A 22,760-nucleotide genomic window follows, 5' to 3' on the forward strand; every position below is an offset into this window, starting at 1 on the left:
TGCGTACCCGTGTCGAAGGGCAGTGGTCCACCTCGGGGAGGTCTGCTCCGGTGCTGTTCACGAGGGGTGCGCAACGTGTGGGCGGGGCCACTGGTTCCCCTGCCGGGACATGACCTGCGTCACGTGGGCGGCGCAGTGTAGCAGAGGTGGTTGCGAACCTTGTGAAGGGGCGCACGAGCCCACCCCTGGGGGCGGGTGGATACTCGATCCCATGAGCACCACGGAGCGTCCCCGAATCCTCGTAGTGGGTGGTGGGTACGTAGGACTGTACGCAGCTCGGCGCATCCTCAAGAAGATGCGCTATGGCGAGGCGACCGTGACGGTCGTCGACCCGCGCTCGTACATGACGTACCAGCCCTTCCTCCCCGAAGCCGCCGCCGGCAACATCTCGCCCCGGCACGTCGTCGTCCCCCTGCGGCGCGTCCTGCCGAAGGCCGAGGTCCTCACCGGCCGCGTGTCCTCCATCGACCAGGACCGCAAGGTAGCCACGATCGCTCCCCTCGTGGGCGAGGCGTACGAGCTGCCCTTCGACTACCTGGTCATCGCGATGGGCGCGGTCTCCCGTACCTTCCCGATCCCCGGGCTCGCGGAGCAGGGCATCGGCATGAAGGGCATCGAGGAGTCCATCGGCCTGCGCAACCACGTCCTGGAGCAGCTCGACAAGGCCGACTCCACCCACGACGAGGAGATCCGCCGCAAGGCGCTCACCTTCGTCTTCGTCGGCGGCGGCTTCGCCGGTGCCGAGACGGTGGGCGAGGTCGAGGACATGGCGCGGGACGCCGCCAAGGAGTACCCCAACGTCTCCCGTGAGGACATGCGCTTCCTCCTCGTGGACGTCGCGGACAAGATCCTCCCCGAGGTCGGCCCGAAGCTCGGCGAGTACGGCAAGAAGCACCTGGAGAGCCGCGGGGTCGAGGTCTACCTCAAGACCGGCATGGACTCCTGCGTCGACGGCCACGTCCAGCTCAACAACGGCCTTGAGGTCGACTCGAACACGATCGTGTGGACGGCCGGCGTCAAGCCGAACCCGGCCCTGACCCGTTTCGGTCTGCCCCTCGGCCCGCGCGGTCACGTCGACGTCGGCGCCGACCTCCAGGCCACCGGCACCGACTACATCTGGGCCGCCGGCGACAACGCCCAGGTGCCCGACCTCGTCGGCCGTGAGAACGGCAACCCGAACGCCTGGTGCCCGCCCAACGCGCAGCACGCGCTGCGGCAGGCCAAGGTCCTGGGCGACAACGTCGTCTCCGGGATGCGCGGCTTCCCGCAGAAGTCCTACAAGCACGCCAACAAGGGTGCGGTGGCGGGCCTCGGCCTCCACAAGGGCGTCGCGATGATCGTCATGGGCAAGATGAAGATCAAGCTCAAGGGCCGCCTCGCCTGGTACATGCACCGCGCGTACCACGGCATGGCCATGCCGACCTTCAACCGCAAGATCCGGGTCTTCGCCGACTGGACCCTCGGGATGTTCCTCAAGCGCGAGATCGTCTCCCTGGGCGCCATGGAGACCCCGCGCGAGGAGTTCTACGAGGCCGCCAAGCCCGCCCCGAAGCCCGCAGCGGCCGAGCAGCCCGCCCCGCAGAAGGCGGACGCACCGGCCACCGGGGCGAAGGGCGAGACGGCCGAGCCCGCCAAGGCCGGCTGACCACCCGACGCGCTCCGCCGGGACGGCCGGCACCGTACGACGACCGGGACGGCCGGGGTCCACGTGACCCGGGCCGACCGGACGGCCACCGGTACCGCCGGCCACCTCGGCACCGTCAGCACACCATCACGCAAGGGACGTTCGCCATCCGTGGGGCGAACGTCCCTTTCGTGTGCCCACGCACCGGGCGCCGCGCACCGGGCGCCGGTCCGGCCTCCGGCGCCAGGGCGCCGTCGCCGTCCGCGCGTCCCGCGAGACCGGCCCGACCGGCCGCCGGAATGTATGGCGGCACCACCTATTTTGCTGTTCCCTTACGGGGTAACGGGACTGCGTGGGCACCCTCGCGGTGTTGACGTGGTGTGGAAAATCGTTCCCGCTGAGACGGGACTCCCACCGGAGGTGTGCGCCATGCAAGATGCCGCGTCGCGGCTCACCGACCTCGCCGAAGAACTGCTCGGGGCTCCGCTCCCCGTCCGCATCCGGGCCTGGGACGGCAGCGAAGCCGGTCCGCCGCAGGCGCCCACCCTCGTCGTACGCAACCGCCGCGCCCTGCGCCGTCTCCTGTGGAAGCCCGGGGAGCTGGGCCTCGCCCGGGGCTGGGTCTCCGGCGACCTCCAGGTGGAGGGCGACCTCTTCGAGGCGCTCGGCCTGCTCTCCGAACTGATCTGGGACCGCGGCGAGGACGCCACGACCGTCCTCCAGGCCCTCAGGGAACCCCGCGTACGCGGCGCCGTCCGCGGCCTTCTCGCGCTCGCCGGGCCCGTCCTCCTGCCGCCCGCGCCGCCCGCCGAGGAACGCCGCAGAGGCGCCCGCGCCCACCTCCACACCAAGGGCAGCGACCGGCAGGCCATCAGCCACCACTACGACGTCGGCAACACCTTCTACGAACTCGTCCTCGGCCCCTCCATGGTCTACTCCTGCGCCTACTGGGAGCCCGGCGGCACCCTGGAGGGCGCGCAGTACGACAAGCTCGGCCTCATCGCCACGAAGCTGGACCTCCGGCCGGGACAGCGGCTCCTGGACGTCGGCTGCGGCTGGGGCTCCATGGCGATCCACGCGGCGAAGGAGTACGGGGTGAACGTCGTCGGCGTCACCCTGTCCACCGAACAGGCCGCGTACGCCCGTAAGCGCGTCGCCGAGGAAGGGCTGACCGACCGGGTCGAGATCCGCGTCCAGGACTACCGGGACGTCCACGACGGCCCCTTCGACGCGATCTCCTCCATCGGCATGGCCGAGCACGTCGGAGCCGCCCGCTACCAGGAGTACGCGCACGACCTGTACGCCCTCCTCAAGCCCGGCGGCCGGCTCCTCAACCACCAGATCGCGCGCCGCCCCCTCAGGAACGAGGACGCCTACGACGTCGACGAGTTCATCGACGCCTACGTCTTCCCCGACGGCGAACTCGCCCCCGTCGGCACGACCGTCTCGCTCCTGGAGAACGCGGGCTTCGAGATCCGAGACGTCGAGTCCCTGCGCGAGCACTACGCGCTGACCCTGCGCGCCTGGGTCGCCAACCTGGAGCGGAACTGGGCCGAGGCGGCCCGCCTGACCTCCCCCGGCCGCGCCCGCGTCTGGCTCCTCTACATGGCGGCCTCCGCCCTCGCCTTCGAACGCAACCGCATCGGCGTCAACCAGATAGTGGCCGTCCGCACCCCCGACCCGGGCACCTCGGGACTGCCGCTGCGCCCGCGCACCTGGCACAACTGACGGGACGACGCACAACGCGCGGGGCCCGGTCGCCTGCCGCAGTACGGCGGTGCCGACCGGGCCCCGCGCCGTACGACGGACCCGAACCCGCCCCGTGGTCCCGGCCGGGGGACGCGATGGAGGAGGCATGGAGGCGCGGTGGACGTCTGTGCGGCGTGTCCCCCTGCCGAGTGGGAACCGCCCGACAGTGAAATCCCGTCATTCCCGTCCGGGAGACGCTCCCGCGCGAAAGGCTCCCGGCGACGCACGATGCACCACCCCACGACCTGACGAACCATCAGGCACCAATAAAATAAGACAAGATCGGCCCATCGGCCCCATGCCGGGGGCGCCTCTGCCGATAGGCTCTACGCCAGTAGCGGGGCCCATGGCCTGCCCGGATGGTGGAATGCAGACACGGCGAGCTTAAACCTCGCTGCCCCTCGCGGGCGTACCGGTTCAAGTCCGGTTCCGGGCACTTCCCGTCGCACTTCTCGCCGAAAGTGTCAAAGGGGTGTCAACCCGTCTGATTCGCCCGGGCGCTACTGGCCGGTGACGAAGCCGACGAGACGTGCCGTGTCCGTCAGATCCTCCAGGACGAGATCGGCGCCCGCCTCCCGCAGCTCAGCTGTCGAGCTGCGCCCGGTCGCGACAGCGACGACGCGGACACCGTTCGCTCGCGCGCCGTCCACATCGGCGGGGGTGTCGCCGATCAGGATCGCGTCAGCGGGGGGAACGGCGGAACGAGTGAGAGCGAGGGCTACGAGTGCGGGGCGGAGGTCTGCGTCCTCGCCGTAGGCGCCGACGTTCCAGTCCATGTGTGAGTCCAGGCCGAAGACCTTGAGCTTGGTTTCCGCGACGCCCCTGACGTTCCCCGTGACCACGGTCTGTAGAACGTCGGCGGTGTGGAGGGCCTCAAGGGCGGAGGCGGCGCCGGGGAGCGCGGCGCCGCGCTCCCGGAGTTCAACAGCGTGACGTACGTGCTCCTGCGAAAGGACGTGCGCGAACTCCTCGAAGTCGGCTCGTGTGGGGTCGAGCCCGTGGAGCTTCGCGGTCTCCCGGAAAATGACGGCCTCCGTGATGCCGTCGATGGTGGCCTGCTCCCTCATCGGCTGGCCTGTCACCTGCTCAAACGCCGCAGCAGAGAGTTCACGGCCCACTCCTCGCGATGCGATGAGCGTGTGGTCGATGTCCCACAGCAGTAGCCGAGACATGTGGCTTCCTCCCAGGAATGTGCAGCGGTCTTCCTTCCCCCGGTTGTTGTGGACGGTACCCGGGCCTGGCGGCCCAGTCCTACGCTGGCTGAATACGGGAGGGCGCATGGCTGAAGCATCCACGTTGCCCATGGGGAAGCGGATCAGGTACTCGGGCGGATAGCGGCTGTACTCGGCGTGTCCGTAGCGGAGTTGGCCATCGACGAAGCGCCCGCCCCGTCCTCCCCATCCCTCACCGCCGCGCCGGACATCGCCCGCGCCCTCATGAGTTACGGCTCCACGGGGCGGACTGACGTGGCAGGCCCTGGAGAACTGCGTGAGCGCGTAGAGGCCGCGTGGCGCACCTGGCAGTCGAGCGAAGCGCGGTTCACCGAGATCGAACCCACGCTCCCGGCCGTGATCACCGACCGAGCGCTCGGTGCGCTCACACCAGACCGCGTCAGACCCAACCGCCCGCCGTGACGTCCTTCGCGCGGCTGCGGACCTCTACGGCCTCCTACGGTCCTATTGCCGGCGATCCGGACGTCTCGACCTGGCGCTCATGGTCGCGGATCGGGCCCGGCGCGCGGCTGAGGATGCCGACGACCCGATCCGGATCGCAGCCGCTCACTGGAATTTTGGGCACTGCCTCCTTTCGCAGGAGGGCAGTGCCCATGAGGCGGAAGGCGTCGCGCGTCTCGCTATCGAGGAACTGGAGAGGACGCCGGACAGCGACGAGAACGCGGCGATGCGCGGTGCACTGGAACTCGTCTGCGTGGTGTCCGAAGCTCAGCGCCACAAGTGGTGGGAAGCGCGGCACCGCCTCACTCGGCAGGCCGCGCCGCTCGGGGCCCGCGTCGGCAACTCCAACGTCGCGTGGACCGTCTTTGGCCCGGTGAACGTGGACCTACACGCGCTTAGCGTGGAGATGCTCGCAGGCCAGAGCACGGATGGGCTCCGACTCGCCGACGAGGTCGACATCTCAAGTCTGCCCAGCACAGAACGGCGGTTCACGTTCACTCTGGAGCTGACGCGTTGCTATGACCTTCGCCGCGACGACGCCGCGGTGCTCGTCCATCTCCTCAGCCTGGAGGCACTGAGTGCCGAGGACATGGTGCGCAGCGGCCCCGCCGTAGACATGGTGGTGTCTCTCCTTCACCGGGTGCGTCCCACATATCGGCGTCAGGTCTCCGATCTCGCGGAGCGTCTGGGCATCGCGTGACCCGAACTCTGAGTTCCCCCGAACTCTCAGTTCGGGTTGTCAGCGTGAATCGCGTTTAGCGTCCTTCCTCATCACCCCCCCCGATGAGACGAGGCGCAGGTGATTCTGACCCCCCCCACAGCTCAAGCCGCAGGCCCGAACCGTAGTACGTCCCTGGGACGCCGTCAGAATTGGTCGCTACTACGGCCTTCAGGCTCTCACCCGGTTCTCCGCTCCCGGCACCGTCGCAGTGGATCCGGACAACCCGGCTGGACCCTCCCTCTACTTCTTCGTCCCGGCTGGTAGCGCCGCCGCTTGGCTGACGCCGCACGCTGACCGGTTCGGTATCGTGACAGATTTCCGGCTCCCGCCGAAGCGGAGAAGGACGCCACCCGGGACTTACTGGCTGGTCCCTCCGGGGCTGGGAATTCGGTTTACCGATCCCTGCCTCCTGCGCGAGTCGCTGGGGGAGCTGCTGGGCCCCCGGGAGGCTGCCATGAGTAGGCCATGCTGCCGGCCGCGCCGGGGGCAAAGCCCAGGAAGTGCACGGTGAGCGGGCGACGTTGGAGTCTGGCACTGATGGAACCGGCGGCTACGGGGCGACCTGCGTACGCCCAGGTCCTGCCGCGCGCAGGGGAATCGGCGAAAGCCGCTCGGCGTCTGGTGCAGCACGCCCTCGGCGCCTGGGCCCTCGACGAGCTCGTGGACGATGCCAGCCTGGTCGTCACCGAGCTGGTGGCCAACGCCGCGCATCACGCGCGCGGGGACTCGATCCGCGTCACGATCTCCAGGCTCGAAGACGGTGGCGCGAAGATCGCCGTCACGGACAGGTCGAAGGCACGACCGGTGCGACGGGCAGCCGACCTGAACGCGGTCAACGGCCGTGGACTTCTTCTCGTCGACGCAGTCGCGACGAGGTGGGGGACCGAAGCGAAGCCGTGGGGGAAGCAAACGTGGGCGGAGGTGCGATGAGCGAGCGCGCCCGACAGGCCCTCTACCTCGTGCTCTTGGCCGCGATGCTCCTGGCGCTCGGTATCGGCATCGCGGACAGCAGGTGACGAAACAGAGGAGCCGCGTAGCTCCCTGCTGACCACACGAGCCTCCCGCCGCGGCGGGGAAGCTGCGACTCCGATCCGGACGTCGCGGAGTCGCGGTGGGCCCCGCTCCGGCCGCTGCCCGCCCCCGAGGGCAGCGGCCGGAGCCCTTCGACCAACGGTGCCGGACGGCATCGGTGCCGGACGAGAGGAGAGTCGAGTGGAGCGCTGTGCGCACTGCGGGCGGCTACTGGAGCCACGCGACCAGGAGCTGGTAGTGCCCGATTCGATCTCGGCAGCGCGGGCCACCGTGGTGCTGTGCAGGGGCGGATGCCCCTCGACGACACGACGCGCAGGCCGCGCTCCGGGGGACGGAGACAGGTGATCGACAGCGATGAGCCCGTCTCGGTGGCCGCCACCGGCGTGCACGTGCAGTCCGAGGACCGTACGGGCTGGGCAGCGTGGGCCGCGGTCCGCCGGGAGTACCCGGCCGTGGCGTGGGCCGTACCTGCCTGCCTCCTCGCACTCGGCGTGCTGCCGGTGCTGGTGGCCTTGGCGATATGACGGCGCGGCGGGGGAGGCACTCCGTGAGGGGCCGCTCTTCCGCCGGAATCAGTGATCAACCGAAGGAGAACATCGTGGTATCAGCACATCGTGAAGCTTTTCCTCTCACGCCTGAGGGAGGCCGCACGCCCTTCAGTTCAGAGCCGCCCTCGTCGCCGCAGACCCGTCCGTGGGCGCTGCGGGGTGCCCGAGTGCCGAACTCCAGCGCGGCCCCCGTCCCCGCACACTTCTACGACCACGGCCAGCAGGTGAATGTGGAGGCCGGCGGGGGCTTGCTGACCTGCATGGCGGGTACGCACAGTCCCACCGTGCCTGACGGGTCGACTACGAACCCGCCACCGCTGGACGAAGGGCCGAAGGACTGATGGCCGCCAGCCCAGTTCTGGTCATCACCTCGCCCGACGACTGGCCCACCGACCGGGTGGTCGCCGAACTTGCGACCCGCGGCGTCGAGGTGTTCCGCATGGACACCGCCGACTTCCCCCAGAGTCTTGCGCTAACCGGCCGGATCGACGAGGCCAGCGCATGGTCGGGCGTGCTCGTTACCGAGCACCGGACCGTAGACCTGGCCCGGATCGGCGCCGTCTTCTACCGCACGCCGGGACAGTTCCTCCTACCCGAAGGCATGTCTGGCCCCGAACGGCGTTTCGCCGCCGCCCAAGCCCGCGCGGGCCTGGGCGGTGTCCTGGCCGCGCTCGACTGCCGATGGGTGAACCACCCGACCTGGATGGCGCGCGCCGAGTACAAGCCAGCCCAACTCGCGGTCGCGCGGGCCGCCGGACTGCGTATCCCGGCCACCATTGTCACGAACCGGGCTGACGATGTCCGGGCCTTCGCCGAGCACTTGGGCGGCCCGGTCGTGTGCAAGGCCATCGCGTCGCCGGTGCTGATCGAGGGGGGTCAGCTCAAAACGGTGTACACCCGCCGGGTTGCCGCCGACGACCTGCGAGATTTGCAGGGCATCGGCACGACTGCGCACTTGTTCCAGGAGTGGGTGGAGAAGGCGCACGAGGTACGGCTCACCGTGGTCGGGGAGCGCATGTTCGCGGTCGAGATCCACGCCGGCAGCAAGGCCGCGTACGAGGACTGGCGCAGCGACTACGGGGCGCTGACCTACACCGTCACCACCGTCCCGGACGATGTGTCCACGGGCACCCTGCGGCTCATGCGCCGGATGCAACTGCGGTATGGAGCATTGGACTTCGTTGTCCGGCCGGACGGGAAGTGGGTCTTCCTGGAGATCAACCCGGCCGGTCAGTGGGACTGGATCGAGGGTGCGACCGGGGTAGGCATCGTGCAGGCGATCGCCGACGAGCTGGAAGGTGGTGCCCGATGATGTGGAGAGAGCGTTCCGCGAGCCTGGCCGAGGAGATCACGCATCCTGGGTCGGGCTGGTGGCTGCCCGTCGTGGAGACCCCACGGCACGTCCTCGTGCCGCGCTACTTCATCGCCGGCCCGAAGGGCTGGACGGTCGTTGAGAGTGGGGCCGAGCGGAGGGCGTGGGCGCGGGCCCCGTACAGGGATGTCACGCTCGTGACGCGTGTAGGCCCGTTGCACGCCGACCACGCGGAACCGGGGCAGACCGTTACGGGCCATCCAACCTCGTCCTCGACCCTCCCGAGCCTCGTCCTGACGATGCTCCGGCACGGCCGGCTCCATCCGGGGACCCGGGTGCTGATCGTGGGGACGGGGACCGGGTACTCCACCGCCCTGACGTGCAGGCGTCTCGGGAGCCGGCAGGTGACCACCCTGGACGTGGACCCGTACCTCGGGGAGGCGGCGACCGAGCGCCTCGACCGGATCGGCCACGCTCCGACCGTGGTCACCGGCGACGCCACCGGGCCCCTGCCCGGCGGGGACGGGGCCTTCGACCGCATCGTGTCCATGGTGTCCGTCCCCAAGATCCCTACGTCGTGGCTGCACGCCCTCGCCCCGGGGGGCCGGCTGGTCACGACGCTGGCCGATACCAGCCTGATCATCACCGCCGACAAGACCCCGGACGGCGGGGCGCAGGGGCGTGTCGAGCCGGACCAGGCCGCGTTCATGGCCGCGCGCACCGGACCCGACTACCCGTCCGGTCTGGATGACCTGTTCGAGACGGCGGGCGGGGAAGGCGAGTTCGTCACCCGGTCGTCCTTCCCTGTGATTGACGTCATGGCGTCGTGGGAGATCTGGTCGATGCTCTCCTTGACCGCGCCCGGTATCGAGCACCGTACGGGAGTCGGCGACGACGGCGGCTCCATGGCCTGGATGCTGCATGCAGACGGGTCGTGGGCTCGTGCGCACACCACCCGAGTCACGAGCGTGACGACCGTTCACCAGGGCGGTCCCCGCCGTCTGTACGACCTGCTGGACAAGATCCGGTGGCGCTGGATAAGGGACGGGCACCTCCCCCTCGGTGGTGCGCGAGTCACCGTCACGCCGGATGGGGAGACCACGCTGTCCCGAGCACCGTGGACGTTGACACTCGAAGGAGGAGACGACGATGGACGACCCGCTTGAGGAGTGGGCCGCTGAGCGTGAGCGACGCAGGCCCCAGGTAGGTGAGCGCCAGTCGAAGCCGCTCCGTGCCGATCAGCCGGAGCACGGCCTCCACGTCGACCCCGACGTCCCGCGCGGCGTGCAGGAGTGGGACGGGTACCAGTGGGTCCCGGTAGGGGTCGCCGAGGACCACCAGGCTGCCGCTGAAGAAGCGGGGGCGGACGCAGCGGCGCGCGCCGAACGTGTCCCGTTGCCCTCCTTCAGTAAGCTGCCCCCGCGCTCGGCCCCCTGGCGGCCCACAGAGCGCTTCTACCGTCAGAACCCCTAGACAGACGGCTGTCCCGGCACCAGCCTCTGGCGACGGGACAGCCGTCCTTCGTGCATCCGCTGGGACCTGTTCGACAGAGTCAGGCGGAGAGTCGCAGGTCCCAGCCTTTATCGGTGGGGGCCAGGGTGGGGACGTACGCGGAGGGGGCGGGGCGGCCGTCCCCGGGCGGCTGGGGCAATGACAGCATCGGTCTGTCCATCGGAGACGACCCGCTGGAGGCCCTGATGCCCATCTGGAGAGGTGACCTGGACCGCCGACGCTTTCTGTCCGGCGCCGCGTACTCAGCGGCGGCTGCCGTGCTGCCGCTGGAGCACGTCGCCGACATCGCCTCCCGCGCGGCCAAGGCCCGCACCGGTGCCCGGGTCGGGCACGCGGATGTCGCCGCTGTGCGCGACATGGTGGCGATGTTCGCGGTGATGGACGAGCGCCACGGCGGCCAGCACGGCCGATCCGCACTGGTGCAGTACCTGATGTCCGACGTGGCGACCCTCTGCCGAGGGCGGTTCAGTTCCGAAGACGACCACCGGCACATGCTCTCGGTCGCCGCGGTCGGTGTTCACCAGGCCGGCTGGCGGGCGTACGACGGCGGGGAACAGGGCCTCGCGCAGAGGTATTACCTCCAGTCGTACGCCCTCGCCCACGAGTCGGGGATCACCGGGCACTCCGCATTCGTCATGAGGACGATGTCCCAGCAGGGCATGAAGCTGCATCGCCCCGAGCACTGTTTGGCCTTGGCCGCGTCGGCTGTCGACAAGGTGCGTGGCCGGGTGGATGCGCAGACCGAGGCGCTGTTCGCTGTCACCCACGCACATGCTCTCGCCAAGGCGAACCAGCGACAGGAGGCCGTGCGGGAGGTCGAGCGGGCCCGCACCGCCCTGGGCTCGGCGACGGGCGACGACGTGCCGTTCTGGGCCCTGTCGTGGGGACCGCCCGCCGGCACGGTGCACAGCCGGACCGCGAAGGTCTTCGAGACGCTGGGTGACCGGCGCCGTGCCGCGGCGATGTACGGGGCGGCGGCGAAGAGCCGGCCGCCGGGCACCTACGCGCGCATCGTCGCTCTGGACCTGGTCGCGCAGGCCGAGATGCAGGCGGCCGGCGGGAGCATCGAGCAGGCGTGTGCCACCTGGGGCCGGGCGATCGACCATATGGACGGGGTGCAGTCAAGCAGGACCCGCAAGGCGGTGGGAGCCATGCGCCGTGATCTGTCGCGGTTCCGTGCGCGCGGTCTGCGCTGCGCTTCCGAGCTGGATGAGCGCGCCCGCGTTTTCCTCAGCGATCAGCGCTGACCCGGCGTTCAGTACACCCGCCGCCGCGAGAGCGCACCGGCGGCAGGCGGTTTCCGGGCAAGTTGGATGATCGGCCGCAGAGCGCGACTGACTCAGCCGCCGGCCTTCCTGCACGGCACGTGAAAGCGCAGGCCCATCGCCTACGGGGGGCTTCGGCGGCGGCCGCCAGGTCGGCGGCGACCTTGGTGCGGGCCTCGGCGAGTGTGAGGTGGCGGCCCGTGGTGTGGAGAACGGATGCCCCGCTGTAGACGTGGCTCAGTGCCTCCGCGTCCTCCAGCCACAGGGTGCGGAGGCTCAGCATCAGGCCGCCATGGACTGGGCGGTCGGCCTGACGGCCGGATCTCCGGCCAGGCACGCTGCGATGATCTCCTCGAACTCCGGGAAGGGCCAAGGGCGCGTGATTGCGAGGTCGGCGGTGCGGCCCTGCGCGATGAGGCGGAGCATGTCCTCGCGGTCGGCCTCGGGGGAGTAGATGACCGGGCGCTGCCCCGTCCAGCACCAGTACAGGCTGGCGCCGAGGCTCCAGATGTCGGAGGGCGGTTCGGCCTGGATGTGGGTGTCGGGCGGTGTGCCGAGGAGGGCGGCGGCGGTCTCGGGAGCGGTGGTGTGGGTGAGGGCTCCCCGGTACGGCAGGCGGGGGGCCGCCGGGTTCGGGCCGCAGGCGAGCGCGTAGTCGATGAGTTCCGCCCGTCCGTCTGCGACCAAGGTGTTGGTGGGCTGGACGTCGGCGTGCGTCCAGTCGACGGCGTGCAGCCGGGCCAGCCGGGCAGACCACGTCCGGGTGATGCGCATCAGCCGCGCGCGGATGTCGGACCTGTCTCCGTCGGCGTCCCTGGCCGGGGCGAGCGCGTGCCACAGCAGCGGGCCGTCGATCCAGTGCACCGCGAGCCACCGGCCGCCCTCCCAGGCGCCCGCGCCCATCCGGTAGCCGGGGCTGATCGCGCCGGCGTCCGCCAGCCGGACGAGGTGGTCGTCCTCCTGGACCATCTCGGCGGCCTTGTCCCGGGCGCCGTCGTTCCCGGGGACGTTCGCCTTCACGGCTGCCGCGCCCCCGGGACCGGTGACCTTCCAGGTTCGGGAGCCGCGCCGGTCGCTCAGCAGCCGTGCGTCGACGCGTTCGCCGAGCCGGCCGGCGAGGAGGCTGAGGGCTTCAGCGGGGGGAGCAGGGTCCTGGCCCATGCGCGTACCTCTTTCCAGTCGGCGCCGATGTCGGCGAGTAGGTCCCGGCCATCGTCCTCGGCTGTGGCGAGCGCCGCCGCCAGAACGGGGGTGGCGTCCTCCAGGAACCGTGGGTCGCGGCGGCGGATGGCGGCCCGTACCGGAAGGAAGGAGGCGGGTGCGGCGGGGACGCGGGCACCCGCTCGGGTGCGCTCCTCCTCGCCGGCGTAGAACTTCCCGAACATGACGCCGACCGGACCGTAGAGGTTCTTCAGGGCCCAGTGCGGCCAGCCCATCAGGGCGCGGTGCGTCGTCCCGGGCACTTCACCGAGTACGACGACGTTCTCGCAGCGCAGGGCTCCGCCGGGCCGAGTCAGCAGCGGCCGAAGCCATTCCGCGGCCTGTGCCCCGGCGTGGAACAACCCGGCCTCGACGGCTGCCGCGTCGCTGCTCGCGATCTCGTAGACCGTCCACGTCGTCAGGCCCCTGTGCAGCGAGGGCGCGAGGTAGGGGCAGAGGGTCGCCATCTGCCGCGCGTACGCGCCGACGTTCACCGCTGCCGGTGTGGGGGTGCCGGCCTCGATGAGGAGCACCGGTAGCGGGCGTCCACAGCGGCGTGGGCCTCGTGATCAGTCCGTCGCGGGGCCAGGTGAGGGTGTGGGTGTCCGGCTCGCCGGCCGGGCGTTTCTCCGGAGGCCCTGGTGACTCCGGGGCGGATGTGCCCATTTGGTGAACTGAAGATTATGTGACGGGGCTTCGGGCACGAGTTGATCTTGTGTGGTCGGCCCCGGTGAGGGGTCGGCCCCTTGACGCAAGGAGAAACGTGTGAAGACGTGGAACAAGCGAATGACCTGTGGTCTCGCCGCGGCTGTCGCCGCGGTCGCGATCCCGCTGACGGCCGGCTCTGCCTCCGCCGCCATGTGGCACGACATCGCGGGCGGTCCCGCGGTCTATTCCAGCCTGGCCGAATGCAAGGCGGACATCCCCGAGGCGAAGCAGCACTACAAGGACGCGAGCTGCACCGACGTCAACGGCGAGATCACCCTCTGGGCGCTGTACTGAGGCGGTCGACGTCACTGACGCGGTAGCCGTCCGCGCGCGCCGGTGGCCGCTTCGCCGCCGGCCGGTGTGACCGGCCGATCCGGATCGTGCGTGGTACTGGTCTGCCGAACCTGGCGGGGGCACGCGCCGCACCGACGACCTCCGGGCGCCAGGCGCTGAGGTCGCCGTCCGGTCGATCCGGCAGATGGGCGCGCGTATCACGGGGGTCGCTCTTCGCGCCCTGGAAAGCCCGTCCCTGACGTCCCGGCAGCGCAGATCCGAGCGGCGGTCCGGCCACCCGACAAAGGGGGGCCGGACCGCCGCTCGTGTGCGTGAAGGGGCGGCCCGGCGACCCTCCACGCCGCTGTCGTCCCCACCCGGGGCGGCGCGTCGGGCTGTGCGGCGACGCTTCGTGCACCCGCCGGACCCCGGCGCTGTCCTGGCGCGGTCCACCCGGGGGCGACCGGCTTGTGACGACCGGTCGGTTGCGCTGTCGTGACGAGCCGTCCGTGCAGGGGTCGCGGCCGAGTGCGTGTGCGCGTGCATGTGATCAAGGGGGCGGGCCGTGCCCCTTTCTCCTCGTCGCAGACGTCGCTCCGGCAGCGCTTCGCGTCCGGCCGGGCCTGTCAGTGCCGTCCCTCCGCGCCCCCGGGCCGGGGCTGTCGCGCGGGACGGTGGTCCCGGGGGCGGGAGCCCATCAGCGGCAGCAGCACCTCGTCCACCAGGTCGCGTACCTCGGCCCCGGACACCGCGCCGCTCAGGAGCGATTCCGTGATGACCAGGCGCGGGCCCACCGAGGCGATCCGCTGGGTGACGGCGCCGGGGTGCGCCTCGCCGCGGGCGGCGGCCTGCTCGACGATGGCGAGCAGGATCTTCTGGTGCGGCACGATCAGGGTGCGGAGGATCTCGTCGAACAACTCCGGGTGGCGTGGGCGCTGGGTCAGCAGGGGGCGCAGCGCGCGTCCGCGGAGCTCCTCCAGCTCTTGGGCGAAGGTGGTCAGCACGGTGGTCAGGTCCTCGCGCAAGGAGCCGGTCCCCGGGGGCGTCGGCCGCGAGGGGAAGCCGCCCACCGGGTCGGACAACGCGGCCAGCACCAGTTCGGCGGTGGTGCTCCAGCGGCGGTACAGCGCCGCCTTCCCCGTGCCGGCGCGCAGCGCGATCCGGTCGAAGCGCAACTCCTCGAAGCTCGTGTCGGCCAGTTCCTCCAGCGTGGCGCGGTAGATCGCCTGCGTGAGGTCCGTGCCGCGGCGACGGGTGGGACGGCCCGGCCGTGCGCGCGGGTGTACGTCCTGGTCGGGGTCCTGGCCGGTCTTCCGGTCCGCTGCTGTCACTCCACCGGTTATAGCCATCCACCCGGGGCCCGTCGAACCGGAGGCCGGGGAGGGGTGGGGGTACAGTCGTTTTAGTGAACCGATTGGTTCTCTAAACTCCGCCCAGCCCAGCCCAGCCCAGCCCCTCCCGTACGACCGGAGTGCACATGCCCACCAGTAAGACGGTTCTGACCAATGTCCGTGTGTTCGACGGTGCCCGGCTGACCGGGCCCACCGAGCTGGCCTTCGCCGGGGGCGTCCTCGTGGCCGTCGACGCTCCGGCCGATCACGTCGAGACCCTCGACGGTTGCGGGGGCACGCTGCTGCCGGGGCTCTTCGACGCGCACGTCCACCTCAACTTCCCGGAGGACCTGACCCGGCTCGCGGGCCACGGCATCACCACCGCGCTGGACATGGCCTGCTGGCCGCGCGAGCGCGTCGACTCCTTCCGTCACCAGGTGCCCGACATCCGCAGCGCCGGGGTGCCCGCGATCGGCCCCGGAGGCAATCACGCCCGTATGCCGGGCATGCCGCAGGAGGCGGTCCTCACCGACGCCTCCCAGGCGGAGGCGTTCGTCGCCAGGCGCGTGTCGGAGGGGTCCGACTACATCAAGGTCGTCATCGAGGGTGATCTGCTCCCGCAGGCGACCATCGACGCCGTCGTCGCCGCGGGCAAGGCGCACGGCAAGCTCACCGTGGCCCACGCCTCGTCGGTGGACGCCTACCGGCGGGCCGTCCACGCGGGGGCCGACATCGTCACCCACGTGCCCCGCGACGGTGTCCTCGACCGGGAGACGGCGGACCGGATGGCCGGGCAGGGGCAGGTCGCCGTGCCCACGCTCGCGATGATGGAGGCCGTCATCACCGGAGCGCGCCCCCCGGGGCAGCGCTACTCGTTCAGCCGGGACTCCGTGAGCGTCCTGCACGCCGCGGGCGTGCCGATCGTGGCCGGCACCGACGCCTTCTCCGGCAAGGCGCCCATCCCCGCCCCCGTCACGCACGGGGCCGGCCTCCACCACGAACTCGCCCTCCTCGTCGGCGCCGGGCTCGGTGAGGACCTCGTGCTGCGGGCGGCCGGCTCCCTCGCCGCGCGGTCCTTCGGCCTCACCGACCGTGGCGCGCTCACCCCCGGACTGCGGGCCGACCTGCTCCTGATCGACGGAGACCCCCTGCGGGACATCTCCGCCACGCGGAACATCCGCCGCGTCTGGTGCGCGGGCGCCGAGGTCCAGCCCGCCGCCTGAGCCGGGATCGCCGGCGGAACGGGCGCGCGATACCGTCCCCCGCCGTGTGTCATCACCGGGGGACGGCCAGTCGGGTGGGCGGTGGCGGGCGGGCCGTACGGGCAACCCCGCACGGCCCCCGCCGATGTTCCCGGGCTGCCGCCCGCAGTGGCGGGAACACGGAGGGTGTCCCGGACGTTCTCCGGGCAGGGTGGGGGAAAGATCCTCCCCGAGTACTAGGGTGTTTCTTTTGCCTACGCATTACTCTGGGCGCAAGGCCACACAGGGTGGCCATGGAGGAGTGAGATGAGGAGCAGTAACCCGGTCTTCTCGCGACGGGGGTTCAGCCGCGACAACGGCCACGCGGGGTTCAACGCGGCGCCGCAGGCCGGGGGACCCGCCGTGGGGACCGCGACAGGTCCGTACGCGGGCGGCACCCCTTATGCGGACGCGCCCGCCAACCCGTACGCGAACAACCCCTACGCCCAGGCGGACGTGCAGCACGGCGTCCCGCAGGCGCCGCCCACCGCCGACCGCATGACCATGGACGACGTCGTCGTCCGTACCGCCGGCACCCTCGGCACGCTCATCGTCACGGCCGCCCTCGCCTGGGCGCTGCTTCCGGTGGACGACGCCCATCTCAACAGGTCCTACGGCATCGCCATCGGCTTCGGGCTCGTCGCGATGGTCCTCGGCCTCGTGCAGTCCTTCAAGCGCAAGGCCGCGCCCGCCCTCATCCTCACCTACGCCGCCCTTGAGGGTGTCTTCCTCGGCGTGGTGAGCAACGTCGTCGACACCCGCATCGCCGACGGCGCCGCCATGCAGGCGGTGCTCGGCACGATGGCCGTGTTCATCGGGGTGCTCGTCGCCTACAAGACGGGCCTGATCCGGGTCAACCGCCGGTTCTACGGCTTCGTCATGGCCGCCGCCATGGGCTTCGTCCTGCTGATGGCGGTCAACCTGCTGTTCGCCGTGTTCGGCGGCGGCGACGGTCTCGGCTTCCGCAGCGGTGGCCTCGGCATCATGTTCGGGGTCATCGGCATCCTGCTCGGCGCCTGCTTCCTCGCCCTCGACTTCAAGCAGGTCGAGGACGGCATCCGCTACGGCGCCCCGCGTCAGGAGTCCTGGCTCGCGGCCTTCGGCCTGACCCTGACCCTGGTCTGGATCTACATGGAGTTCCTGCGGCTCATCGCGATCCTCCAGGGCAACGACTGACCCACGGCGGTGCGGCGTCAGCGCCGGGCCGTACGCGGGAGGGCCCGCGGACCACCTTGTACGTTCCGGTGGTCCGCGGGCCCTCCCGTGTGTCCGGGGGCGCGGCTTTCGCCGTCCGGCCCCGGCTCAGCCCAGTTTGCGGGCCGCTCTGCGCAGGTCGTACTCGTGGACGATGGCCTTCGCGTGGCCGTACGCGAGATCGTGCTCGCCGCGCAGCCAGCTCACCTTCTCCTCGAACCGTCGCAGTGACGGCCCCTCGTCCACGGCCCGCAGCCAGTCGGCCACCTCGCGGCCGGTGCACTCGGGGATGCGGGCGAGCAGGTTGCGGTGGGTTTCCTCGGAAAACAGTTGCGACATCGGCGCCTCCGGAAGGTCGACGGGGCCGGGCCTTCCCAGCACGGTGCCGCACGCTCGCGGCGTTGGCAACAGTCCCGGAGCGGCGCGTAGGGTCGCGGGGTGCTTGATACGACACCGTTCACCTCCGCCGCGGACCGTTTCGCCGACCGGCTGCGCGCCGCCCCGCAGAGCCGGCTCCAGCGCGGGGCCGCCGCCGAGGCGCTCGAACTGGCCCGCGCGCTGTCCGCCCGCGCCCAGCACCTGGAGGACCCGGGGGCCGAGGTCCGGGTCATGCCGGACGCGGGGATGTTCGCCGTCGCCGACCAGCTCGTCGTCGCCGCGCACGATCTCGCCGAGGTACTGCGCCAGCCCGCCGAGGTCGTCGAGGCCGCCGCCCTCGTGGAGGAAGCACAGCAGCGCGCCGGGGTCTGACGCCGGGCGGCCCGTCGGCCCCGGCCCCGACCTCGGCCCCGGCCCCGACCTCGGCCCCGGCCCCGACCTTGACCCCGACCTTGACCCCGGCTCCGCGCACTCGTGCGCCCCGCACCCCGTACGCCCCGCGCACCCCGTATACGGCCCCCTGGCCTCACGCATCTCGCGCGCCTCCGCACGCGCACCTCGCGCTCCCCGCACACCCACCTGAACCGACCCCTCCGCGAGTGACGCGGGCCACAATTGGTTGACGTTCAGGCGTCGACGTCCGCAACATTGCCGAAACAAACCTTCCGTCCGGGTCGCTCCGGGCGCGAACTGTAAACGTTTTCAGTTGGGTGTCATGTCAGCAAAGGGGCGACGATGACGGCATCAACCAGTCCGCCGACCGTGGAGACGATCGCCCGGCGGGCGGGTGTGTCGATCGCCTCGGTCTCCCGGGTCCTGAACGGGCTCGGGGCGCGGCCCGACACCGTGCGGCGGGTGGAGCGCGCGGCCGCCGAACTCGGCTACGTGCCCAACGCGGTGGCCCGCTCGCTCAAGGGCGGCCGCACCCGGCAGCTCACCTTCGCGATGCAGGACATCGGCAACCCGGCGTACGTCTCGATGGTCCGGGAGATCCAGGCGGTCACGAAGCCGCTCGGCTACCGGCTGCTGCTGCACTCCACGGACGCGGTCGCCGAGGACGAGCTGAGCGTCGTGCGCAGCCTCGCCGACCGGACCAGCGACGGGCTGATCCTGTGCCCGATCCGGGTCACCGAGGAGCATCTGGCCGCGCTGCGTGAGGCGGCCCGCCCGATCGTCGTGATCGGTTCGCTGCCCGAGGACGCCACCGTGGACAGCGTGCGCGCCGACTCGGTGTCCGGCGCGGTGCTCGGCGTGCGCCATCTGCTGGCGGGCGGGCGGCGCCGTATCGCCTTCGTCAACGGGCCCGCCGACACCGTGCCCGGAGCCAGCCGGCTGCTCGGCTACCGCAAGGCGCTCGCCGAGGCGGGACGCGAGCCGGAGCCCGCCCTCGTCGAGACGACCGAGTTCGGCATCGAGGCGGGGACGGCCGCCGCCCACCGGCTGCTGGCCGCCGACCCGTCGATCGACGCGATCTTCTGCGCCAACGACCAGCTCGCCCTGGGTGTCGCCCACGCGGCGCACGACCGGGGGCTCGACATCCCCGGTGACCTCGCGGTGGTCGGCATGGACGACAGCGAGCTGGCGCGGGCGAGCTGGCCGCTGCTGACCAGCGTCGACCTGGGGTCCGCCGAGCGCGGCCGGATCGCCGCCGGGATGCTCGTGTCCCGGCTGGAGGGCGCAGGCGCCCCGCCGGGCGGCCCGGTGCGCTGCGAGACGGTGGCGCCCCGGCTGGTCGTACGGGGCTCCTCGGCGCCCGCCGCGGGGGGCACGGCGTGAGCGCGCGCACCGCACTGCGGCCCGCGCGCCGCACCGGCACCGGCGCGGGGCTCGCGCCGCCCCGGACGCCCGCCGCGCGGCGGCGCGTGCTCGGCCTGGACCGGGACGGCTGGTTCCTGCTGCTGCCCGCGCTCATACCGATCCTCGTGCTGAGCGTGGGACCGCTGCTGTACGGGGTGGCGCTCGCGTTCACCGACGCGCAGTCCGGCAGCGCGCGCGGGACCTCGCTGACGGGGCTGGACAACTTCGCGGACCTGCGGCTGGACTCGCTGTTCTGGGACTCCTTCCGGATCGGGCTGGTCTGGGCGGTGAGCGTGACGGTGCTCCAGTTCCTGATGTCGCTGGGGCTCGCCCTGCTGCTCAACCAGAACCTGCGGCTGCGCTGGCTGGCGCGGACCCTCGCGCTCGTGCCCTGGGCGATGCCGGAGGTCGTCATCGGCATCATGTGGCGGCTCGTCTACAACCCGGACGCGGGCATCCTCAACAGCACGCTGCGCGATCTGCACCTGATCTCCGCCAACGTCGACTGGCTCTCCGACCTGTCGCTCGCGCTGCCCGCCGTCGTCGCCGTCGGGGTGTGGGCGGGCATGCCGCAGACCACCGTCGTCCTGCTCGCCGGGTTGCAGAACGTGCCGCTGGAGCTGCACGAGGCGGCGGCGCTGGACGGGGCGGGGCTGTGGCGCCGCTTCCGCACGGTGACCTGGCCGGCCCTGAAACCGGTCGTGCTGTCGATCACCGCGCTCAACTTCATCTGGAACTTCAACTCCTTCGGGCTGGTCTACGTCCTGACCGGCGGCGGGCCCGGCGGCGCCACCCGGCTGCCCATGCTCTTCGCCTACGACGAGGCGTTCCGCTACGGCCAGTTCGGCTACGCGGCGGCCATGGGCCTCGTGATGGTCGCGGTCGTCGCCGTCATCCTCACCGTCTTCCTGCGCAACCGACTGAAGGGGGACGACCAGTGAGCGACTCCCAGCAAGCGCAAGCCCGTTCCGGGCGGGGCCCGGGCGGCCGGCCCTCCGCACGGCGCCTCGCGGGCCGTTCGGGGCAGTACCTGGCCCTCGTCTGCTACCTCGTGTTCCTCGGGTTCCCGCTGCTGTGGCTGCTGTCCACGGCGTTCAAGTCCCCGCAGGAACTCGGCTCGGTGGACCCGACGTGGCTGCCCCGGCACCCCACGCTCGACAACTTCCGGGCGGCGCTCGACCAGCAGCCGCTCGTGCGTTCGGCGCTCAACAGCCTGATCGTGGCGGGCGTCGCGGCCCTGATCTCGGTGACGGTGGCGGTGCCCGCCGCCTACGTCATGGTGCGCTACCGGTCCCTGATCGGCCGCGTCGGCACCGGCTGGGTCCTGGTCAGCCAGATGTTCCCGTTCGTCCTCATCATCATTCCGTTGTTCCTCGTACTGAAGAACGTGCGGCTGATCGACTCGCTGCCCGGCCTGATCGTCGTTTACGTGGTGTGGAACCTGCCCTTCGCGCTCTGGATGCTCCAGGGCTACGTCAAGGCGGTGCCCGCCTCCCTGGAGGAGGCCGCGGCGATGGACGGCGCCGGCCGGCTGCGCACCCTGCGCAGCGTCGTGCTGCCGCTGCTGACGCCCGGCCTGGTGGCGACGCTCATGTTCTCCTTCGTGACCGCGTGGAACGAGTTCTTCTTCGCCCTGGTCCTGCTCAAGTCACCCGAGAAGCAGACGATGTCCGTGATCCTCACCCACTTCCTCGGGGCGGAGGGCGCCGCCGACCTCGGCCCGCTCGCCGCCGCCTCCGTCCTCGCGACCCTGCCCAGCCTGCTGTTCTTCGCCTTCCTCCAGCGCCGTCTGGTGGGCGGCATGATGAACGGGGCGGTGAAGGGCTGATGCGCCGGCGCACCTTCCTCGGCGCGGCGGCCGCCACCGCCGCTTCCTCGTCCCTGCTCACCGCCTGCGGCTCCGGCGGGGACGACGGTCCGCCCACGCTGGACTTCCTCTCCCTGGCCTGGCAGAAGGAGTCGGTCGCCGCCAACAAGGCGCTCGTCGACCAGTGGAACCGGGGGCGGCCCGCCGTCCGGGTCCGCTACGTGCAGGGCTCCTGGACCAACGTCCACGACCAGCTCCTCACCTCCTTCGAGGGCGGGGCGGCGCCCGACATCATCCACGACGAGGCCAACGACCTCACCGACTTCGGTTCCGGCGGCGACCTCGCCGACCTCACCGCTCTGCTGCCCGAGGACCTGCGGCGCCGCATACCCGCGGCCTCCTGGGACACCGCGCGCTTCGACGGCGGGATCTACGGCGTGCCCTTCCTCCAGGAGCCGCGCGTGCTGATCGCCAACCGGCCGCTGCTGGAGAAGGCCGGAATCCGCCTGCCCACCGTCGAACACCCCTGGACCTGGCAGGACTTCGAGGACGTCGCGAAGGAGCTGACCCGCCGGCGCTCCGGCACCGGCAGCCGCTACGGGGTGGCCTGGGCGATGAAGGAACCCGTCAACCAGACCCTCAACATGGCGCTCAGCACCGGCGGGAGGATCATCCACCGGGACGGCGACCGCACCGAGGTCCGCTTCGAGGCCGCCGACTCCGCCGTCGCCGAACTCATCAGACGACAGGTGCGCACCGACCGCACCGCCCCCTCCAGCGGGCTCGGCATGGGCGGCGGCGACACCCTGCCCGGCTTCTTCGCCGGTCGCTACGCGATGCTCCCGCTCGGCTTCTCCTACCGCCAGCAGGTCGGGCAGCAGGCCCCCGACGGCTTCGACTGGGTGACGCTGCCGCTGCCCGTGGGACGCGGCGCGCCCGACGGCGGCCGGGCCCAGGGCGTCAGCCCGCAGACCCTGTCCGTCGCCCAGTCCTGCGCCCACAAGGAGGCGGCCGTCGAGTTCATCGCCTTCCTCACCCGGACGAAGGAACTCGCCCGCCTCGCGCGCGGAGACTGGCTCCTGCCGACCGGCACCGCCGCCCTGCGCGACCCGCGCCTGAGCACCGCGAAGGACGGCTGGAGCACCGGCGTCAAGGTCGCCGAGCACCTGACCGCCTCACCCGCGCTCGGCGTACGCGGCTACCCCGAGTGGATGGACAAGATCGCCACCCCCGCCCTCCAGCAGTACTACAGCGGCGCGATCGGCCTGGACGAACTGCGCACCAAGCTCGTCCGCGACGGCAATCGCATCTTCGACCGCTACCACCGATGACCGCCGCCCGTTGGTCAGGCACGGGCACCCGCTCCCCGCCACCCCCTGACCCACCGCACCACCC

Annotated in this window: 23 protein-coding genes and 1 tRNA gene; 19 read left to right on the plus strand and 5 right to left on the minus strand. The window is 71.4% G+C overall.

What is annotated here, in order from left to right; all coding sequences use genetic code 11:
* The first annotated feature begins 211 nt into the window (after positions 1 to 211).
* The 3 genes from AB0J21_RS05845 to AB0J21_RS05855 all read left to right on the plus strand — a co-directional run bounded on the left by AB0J21_RS05845 (position 212) and on the right by AB0J21_RS05855 (position 3,809).
* Entirely contained in the window at positions 212 to 1,645 is a 1,434-nt protein-coding gene (locus AB0J21_RS05845) for an NAD(P)/FAD-dependent oxidoreductase (RefSeq protein WP_363144557.1), read from the plus strand.
* Positions 1,646 to 2,053: 408 nt separating this feature from the next.
* Complete coding sequence (locus AB0J21_RS05850; RefSeq protein WP_363144558.1) at positions 2,054 to 3,352, plus strand: cyclopropane-fatty-acyl-phospholipid synthase family protein; 1,299 nt, start codon at positions 2,054 to 2,056, stop codon at positions 3,350 to 3,352.
* A gap of 374 nt (positions 3,353 to 3,726) precedes the next feature.
* A tRNA-Leu gene (locus AB0J21_RS05855) sits at positions 3,727 to 3,809 on the plus strand.
* Between the two features lie 64 nt (positions 3,810 to 3,873).
* On the opposite strand, the gene AB0J21_RS05860 is transcribed toward AB0J21_RS05855, so the two are convergent.
* Positions 3,874 to 4,545 carry an HAD family hydrolase gene (locus AB0J21_RS05860; protein ID WP_363144559.1) on the minus strand — a complete coding sequence of 224 codons (672 nt, stop codon included), beginning with the start codon at positions 4,543 to 4,545 and terminating at the stop codon, positions 3,874 to 3,876.
* A gap of 541 nt (positions 4,546 to 5,086) precedes the next feature.
* On the opposite strand from AB0J21_RS05860, the gene AB0J21_RS05865 reads away from it, so the two are divergent.
* The 8 genes from AB0J21_RS05865 to AB0J21_RS05900 all read left to right on the plus strand — a co-directional run bounded on the left by AB0J21_RS05865 (position 5,087) and on the right by AB0J21_RS05900 (position 11,418).
* The gene (locus AB0J21_RS05865; RefSeq protein WP_363144560.1) at positions 5,087 to 5,746 is read left to right on the plus strand and encodes a transcriptional regulator; all 660 of its coding nucleotides are present in this window, start codon (positions 5,087 to 5,089) and stop codon (positions 5,744 to 5,746) included.
* 558 nt (positions 5,747 to 6,304) lie between these two features.
* Entirely contained in the window at positions 6,305 to 6,697 is a 393-nt protein-coding gene (locus AB0J21_RS05870) for an ATP-binding protein (RefSeq protein ID WP_363144712.1), read from the plus strand.
* 443 nt (positions 6,698 to 7,140) lie between these two features.
* Positions 7,141 to 7,323, plus strand: a complete 183-nt coding sequence (locus AB0J21_RS05875; protein ID WP_363144561.1) for a hypothetical protein — start codon at positions 7,141 to 7,143, stop codon at positions 7,321 to 7,323.
* On the plus strand, positions 7,320 to 7,688 hold the full coding sequence (tgmA, locus tag AB0J21_RS05880) for a putative ATP-grasp-modified RiPP (protein WP_363144562.1): 369 nt from the start codon (positions 7,320 to 7,322) through the stop codon (positions 7,686 to 7,688). The genes AB0J21_RS05875 and tgmA overlap by 4 nt, the downstream gene beginning before the upstream one ends.
* On the plus strand, positions 7,688 to 8,659 hold the full coding sequence (gene tgmB / locus AB0J21_RS05885; protein WP_363144563.1) for an ATP-grasp ribosomal peptide maturase: 972 nt from the start codon (positions 7,688 to 7,690) through the stop codon (positions 8,657 to 8,659). The genes tgmA and tgmB overlap by 1 nt, the downstream gene beginning before the upstream one ends.
* Entirely contained in the window at positions 8,656 to 9,825 is a 1,170-nt protein-coding gene (locus AB0J21_RS05890) for a methyltransferase domain-containing protein (protein ID WP_363144564.1), read from the plus strand. The genes tgmB and AB0J21_RS05890 overlap by 4 nt, the downstream gene beginning before the upstream one ends.
* Positions 9,809 to 10,132 carry a DUF6087 family protein gene (locus tag AB0J21_RS05895; RefSeq protein ID WP_363144565.1) on the plus strand — a complete coding sequence of 108 codons (324 nt, stop codon included), beginning with the start codon at positions 9,809 to 9,811 and terminating at the stop codon, positions 10,130 to 10,132. The genes AB0J21_RS05890 and AB0J21_RS05895 overlap by 17 nt, the downstream gene beginning before the upstream one ends.
* Positions 10,133 to 10,356: 224 nt before the next feature.
* Positions 10,357 to 11,418, plus strand: a complete 1,062-nt coding sequence (locus tag AB0J21_RS05900; protein WP_363144566.1) for a hypothetical protein — start codon at positions 10,357 to 10,359, stop codon at positions 11,416 to 11,418.
* 300 nt (positions 11,419 to 11,718) lie between these two features.
* Here the strand turns inward: AB0J21_RS05900 and AB0J21_RS05905 are convergent, their stop codons facing one another.
* Together AB0J21_RS05905 and AB0J21_RS05910 are read right to left on the minus strand one after the other, a co-directional pair.
* Positions 11,719 to 12,597, minus strand: a complete 879-nt coding sequence (locus AB0J21_RS05905; RefSeq protein WP_363144567.1) for a hypothetical protein — start codon at positions 12,595 to 12,597, stop codon at positions 11,719 to 11,721.
* Complete coding sequence (locus AB0J21_RS05910) at positions 12,513 to 13,103, minus strand: DUF6875 domain-containing protein (RefSeq protein WP_363144713.1); 591 nt, start codon at positions 13,101 to 13,103, stop codon at positions 12,513 to 12,515. The genes AB0J21_RS05905 and AB0J21_RS05910 overlap by 85 nt, the downstream gene beginning before the upstream one ends.
* Positions 13,104 to 13,401: 298 nt before the next feature.
* On the opposite strand from AB0J21_RS05910, the gene AB0J21_RS05915 reads away from it, so the two are divergent.
* On the plus strand, positions 13,402 to 13,638 hold the full coding sequence (locus tag AB0J21_RS05915) for a hypothetical protein (RefSeq protein ID WP_363144568.1): 237 nt from the start codon (positions 13,402 to 13,404) through the stop codon (positions 13,636 to 13,638).
* A gap of 605 nt (positions 13,639 to 14,243) precedes the next feature.
* Here the strand turns inward: AB0J21_RS05915 and AB0J21_RS05920 are convergent.
* Positions 14,244 to 14,948: a TetR/AcrR family transcriptional regulator gene (locus AB0J21_RS05920; protein ID WP_363144569.1), complete on the minus strand. Its 705-nt coding sequence runs from the start codon at positions 14,946 to 14,948 to the stop codon at positions 14,244 to 14,246.
* 146 nt (positions 14,949 to 15,094) lie between these two features.
* On the opposite strand from AB0J21_RS05920, the gene AB0J21_RS05925 reads away from it, so the two are divergent.
* Together AB0J21_RS05925 and AB0J21_RS05930 are read left to right on the plus strand one after the other, a co-directional pair.
* Positions 15,095 to 16,171 (plus strand): amidohydrolase family protein, encoded by a 1,077-nt coding sequence (locus tag AB0J21_RS05925; RefSeq protein WP_363144570.1) that lies wholly within the window; start codon positions 15,095 to 15,097, stop codon positions 16,169 to 16,171.
* Positions 16,172 to 16,456: 285 nt separating this feature from the next.
* Positions 16,457 to 17,365 carry a Bax inhibitor-1/YccA family protein gene (locus AB0J21_RS05930; RefSeq protein WP_363144571.1) on the plus strand — a complete coding sequence of 303 codons (909 nt, stop codon included), beginning with the start codon at positions 16,457 to 16,459 and terminating at the stop codon, positions 17,363 to 17,365.
* Between the two features lie 126 nt (positions 17,366 to 17,491).
* Here the strand turns inward: AB0J21_RS05930 and AB0J21_RS05935 are convergent, their stop codons facing one another.
* Entirely contained in the window at positions 17,492 to 17,722 is a 231-nt protein-coding gene (locus tag AB0J21_RS05935) for a DUF4287 domain-containing protein (protein WP_363144572.1), read from the minus strand.
* Between the two features lie 99 nt (positions 17,723 to 17,821).
* Between AB0J21_RS05935 and AB0J21_RS05940 the strand changes: the two genes are divergently transcribed.
* The 5 genes from AB0J21_RS05940 to AB0J21_RS05960 all read left to right on the plus strand — a co-directional run bounded on the left by AB0J21_RS05940 (position 17,822) and on the right by AB0J21_RS05960 (position 22,696).
* Positions 17,822 to 18,133 (plus strand): hypothetical protein, encoded by a 312-nt coding sequence (locus tag AB0J21_RS05940; RefSeq protein ID WP_363144573.1) that lies wholly within the window; start codon positions 17,822 to 17,824, stop codon positions 18,131 to 18,133.
* Positions 18,134 to 18,496: 363 nt separating this feature from the next.
* On the plus strand, positions 18,497 to 19,537 hold the full coding sequence (locus AB0J21_RS05945) for a LacI family DNA-binding transcriptional regulator (RefSeq protein ID WP_363144574.1): 1,041 nt from the start codon (positions 18,497 to 18,499) through the stop codon (positions 19,535 to 19,537).
* A complete protein-coding gene (locus AB0J21_RS05950; protein ID WP_363144575.1) occupies positions 19,534 to 20,499 on the plus strand; it encodes a sugar ABC transporter permease in 966 nt (321 codons plus the stop codon). Before AB0J21_RS05945 ends, AB0J21_RS05950 begins: the two co-directional genes overlap by 4 nt.
* A gap of 89 nt (positions 20,500 to 20,588) precedes the next feature.
* Entirely contained in the window at positions 20,589 to 21,386 is a 798-nt protein-coding gene (locus AB0J21_RS05955; RefSeq protein ID WP_363144714.1) for a carbohydrate ABC transporter permease, read from the plus strand.
* Complete coding sequence (locus AB0J21_RS05960; protein WP_363144576.1) at positions 21,386 to 22,696, plus strand: sugar ABC transporter substrate-binding protein; 1,311 nt, start codon at positions 21,386 to 21,388, stop codon at positions 22,694 to 22,696. The genes AB0J21_RS05955 and AB0J21_RS05960 overlap by 1 nt, the downstream gene beginning before the upstream one ends.
* The last annotated feature ends 64 nt before the right edge of the window (positions 22,697 to 22,760 follow it).

Origin of the sequence: Streptomyces sp. NPDC049954 (assembly GCF_040656295.1) — a bacterium.
Lineage (GTDB): Bacteria > Actinomycetota > Actinomycetes > Streptomycetales > Streptomycetaceae > Streptomyces.

Excerpts from the sequence above, each read along its gene's own strand:
- AB0J21_RS05945 (WP_363144574.1), top strand. The coding sequence starts at position 18,497 with ATGACGGCATCAACCAGTCCGCCGACCGTGGAGACGATCGCCCGGCGG.
- AB0J21_RS05895 (WP_363144565.1), top strand. The coding sequence starts at position 9,809 with ATGGACGACCCGCTTGAGGAGTGGGCCGCTGAGCGTGAGCGACGCAGG.
- AB0J21_RS05865 (WP_363144560.1), top strand. The coding sequence starts at position 5,087 with ATGGTCGCGGATCGGGCCCGGCGCGCGGCTGAGGATGCCGACGACCCG.
- AB0J21_RS05925 (WP_363144570.1), top strand. The coding sequence starts at position 15,095 with ATGCCCACCAGTAAGACGGTTCTGACCAATGTCCGTGTGTTCGACGGT.
- tgmA (WP_363144562.1), top strand. The coding sequence starts at position 7,320 with ATGACGGCGCGGCGGGGGAGGCACTCCGTGAGGGGCCGCTCTTCCGCC.
- AB0J21_RS05930 (WP_363144571.1), top strand. The coding sequence starts at position 16,457 with ATGAGGAGCAGTAACCCGGTCTTCTCGCGACGGGGGTTCAGCCGCGAC.
- AB0J21_RS05910 (WP_363144713.1), bottom strand. The coding sequence starts at position 13,103 with ATGGCGACCCTCTGCCCCTACCTCGCGCCCTCGCTGCACAGGGGCCTG.
- AB0J21_RS05870 (WP_363144712.1), top strand. The coding sequence starts at position 6,305 with ATGGAACCGGCGGCTACGGGGCGACCTGCGTACGCCCAGGTCCTGCCG.
- AB0J21_RS05960 (WP_363144576.1), top strand. The coding sequence starts at position 21,386 with ATGCGCCGGCGCACCTTCCTCGGCGCGGCGGCCGCCACCGCCGCTTCC.
- AB0J21_RS05845 (WP_363144557.1), top strand. The coding sequence starts at position 212 with ATGAGCACCACGGAGCGTCCCCGAATCCTCGTAGTGGGTGGTGGGTAC.
- tgmB (WP_363144563.1), top strand. The coding sequence starts at position 7,688 with ATGGCCGCCAGCCCAGTTCTGGTCATCACCTCGCCCGACGACTGGCCC.
- AB0J21_RS05850 (WP_363144558.1), top strand. The coding sequence starts at position 2,054 with ATGCAAGATGCCGCGTCGCGGCTCACCGACCTCGCCGAAGAACTGCTC.
- AB0J21_RS05890 (WP_363144564.1), top strand. The coding sequence starts at position 8,656 with ATGATGTGGAGAGAGCGTTCCGCGAGCCTGGCCGAGGAGATCACGCAT.
- AB0J21_RS05905 (WP_363144567.1), bottom strand. The coding sequence starts at position 12,597 with ATGGGCCAGGACCCTGCTCCCCCCGCTGAAGCCCTCAGCCTCCTCGCC.
- AB0J21_RS05860 (WP_363144559.1), bottom strand. The coding sequence starts at position 4,545 with ATGTCTCGGCTACTGCTGTGGGACATCGACCACACGCTCATCGCATCG.
- AB0J21_RS05900 (WP_363144566.1), top strand. The coding sequence starts at position 10,357 with ATGCCCATCTGGAGAGGTGACCTGGACCGCCGACGCTTTCTGTCCGGC.
- AB0J21_RS05935 (WP_363144572.1), bottom strand. The coding sequence starts at position 17,722 with ATGTCGCAACTGTTTTCCGAGGAAACCCACCGCAACCTGCTCGCCCGC.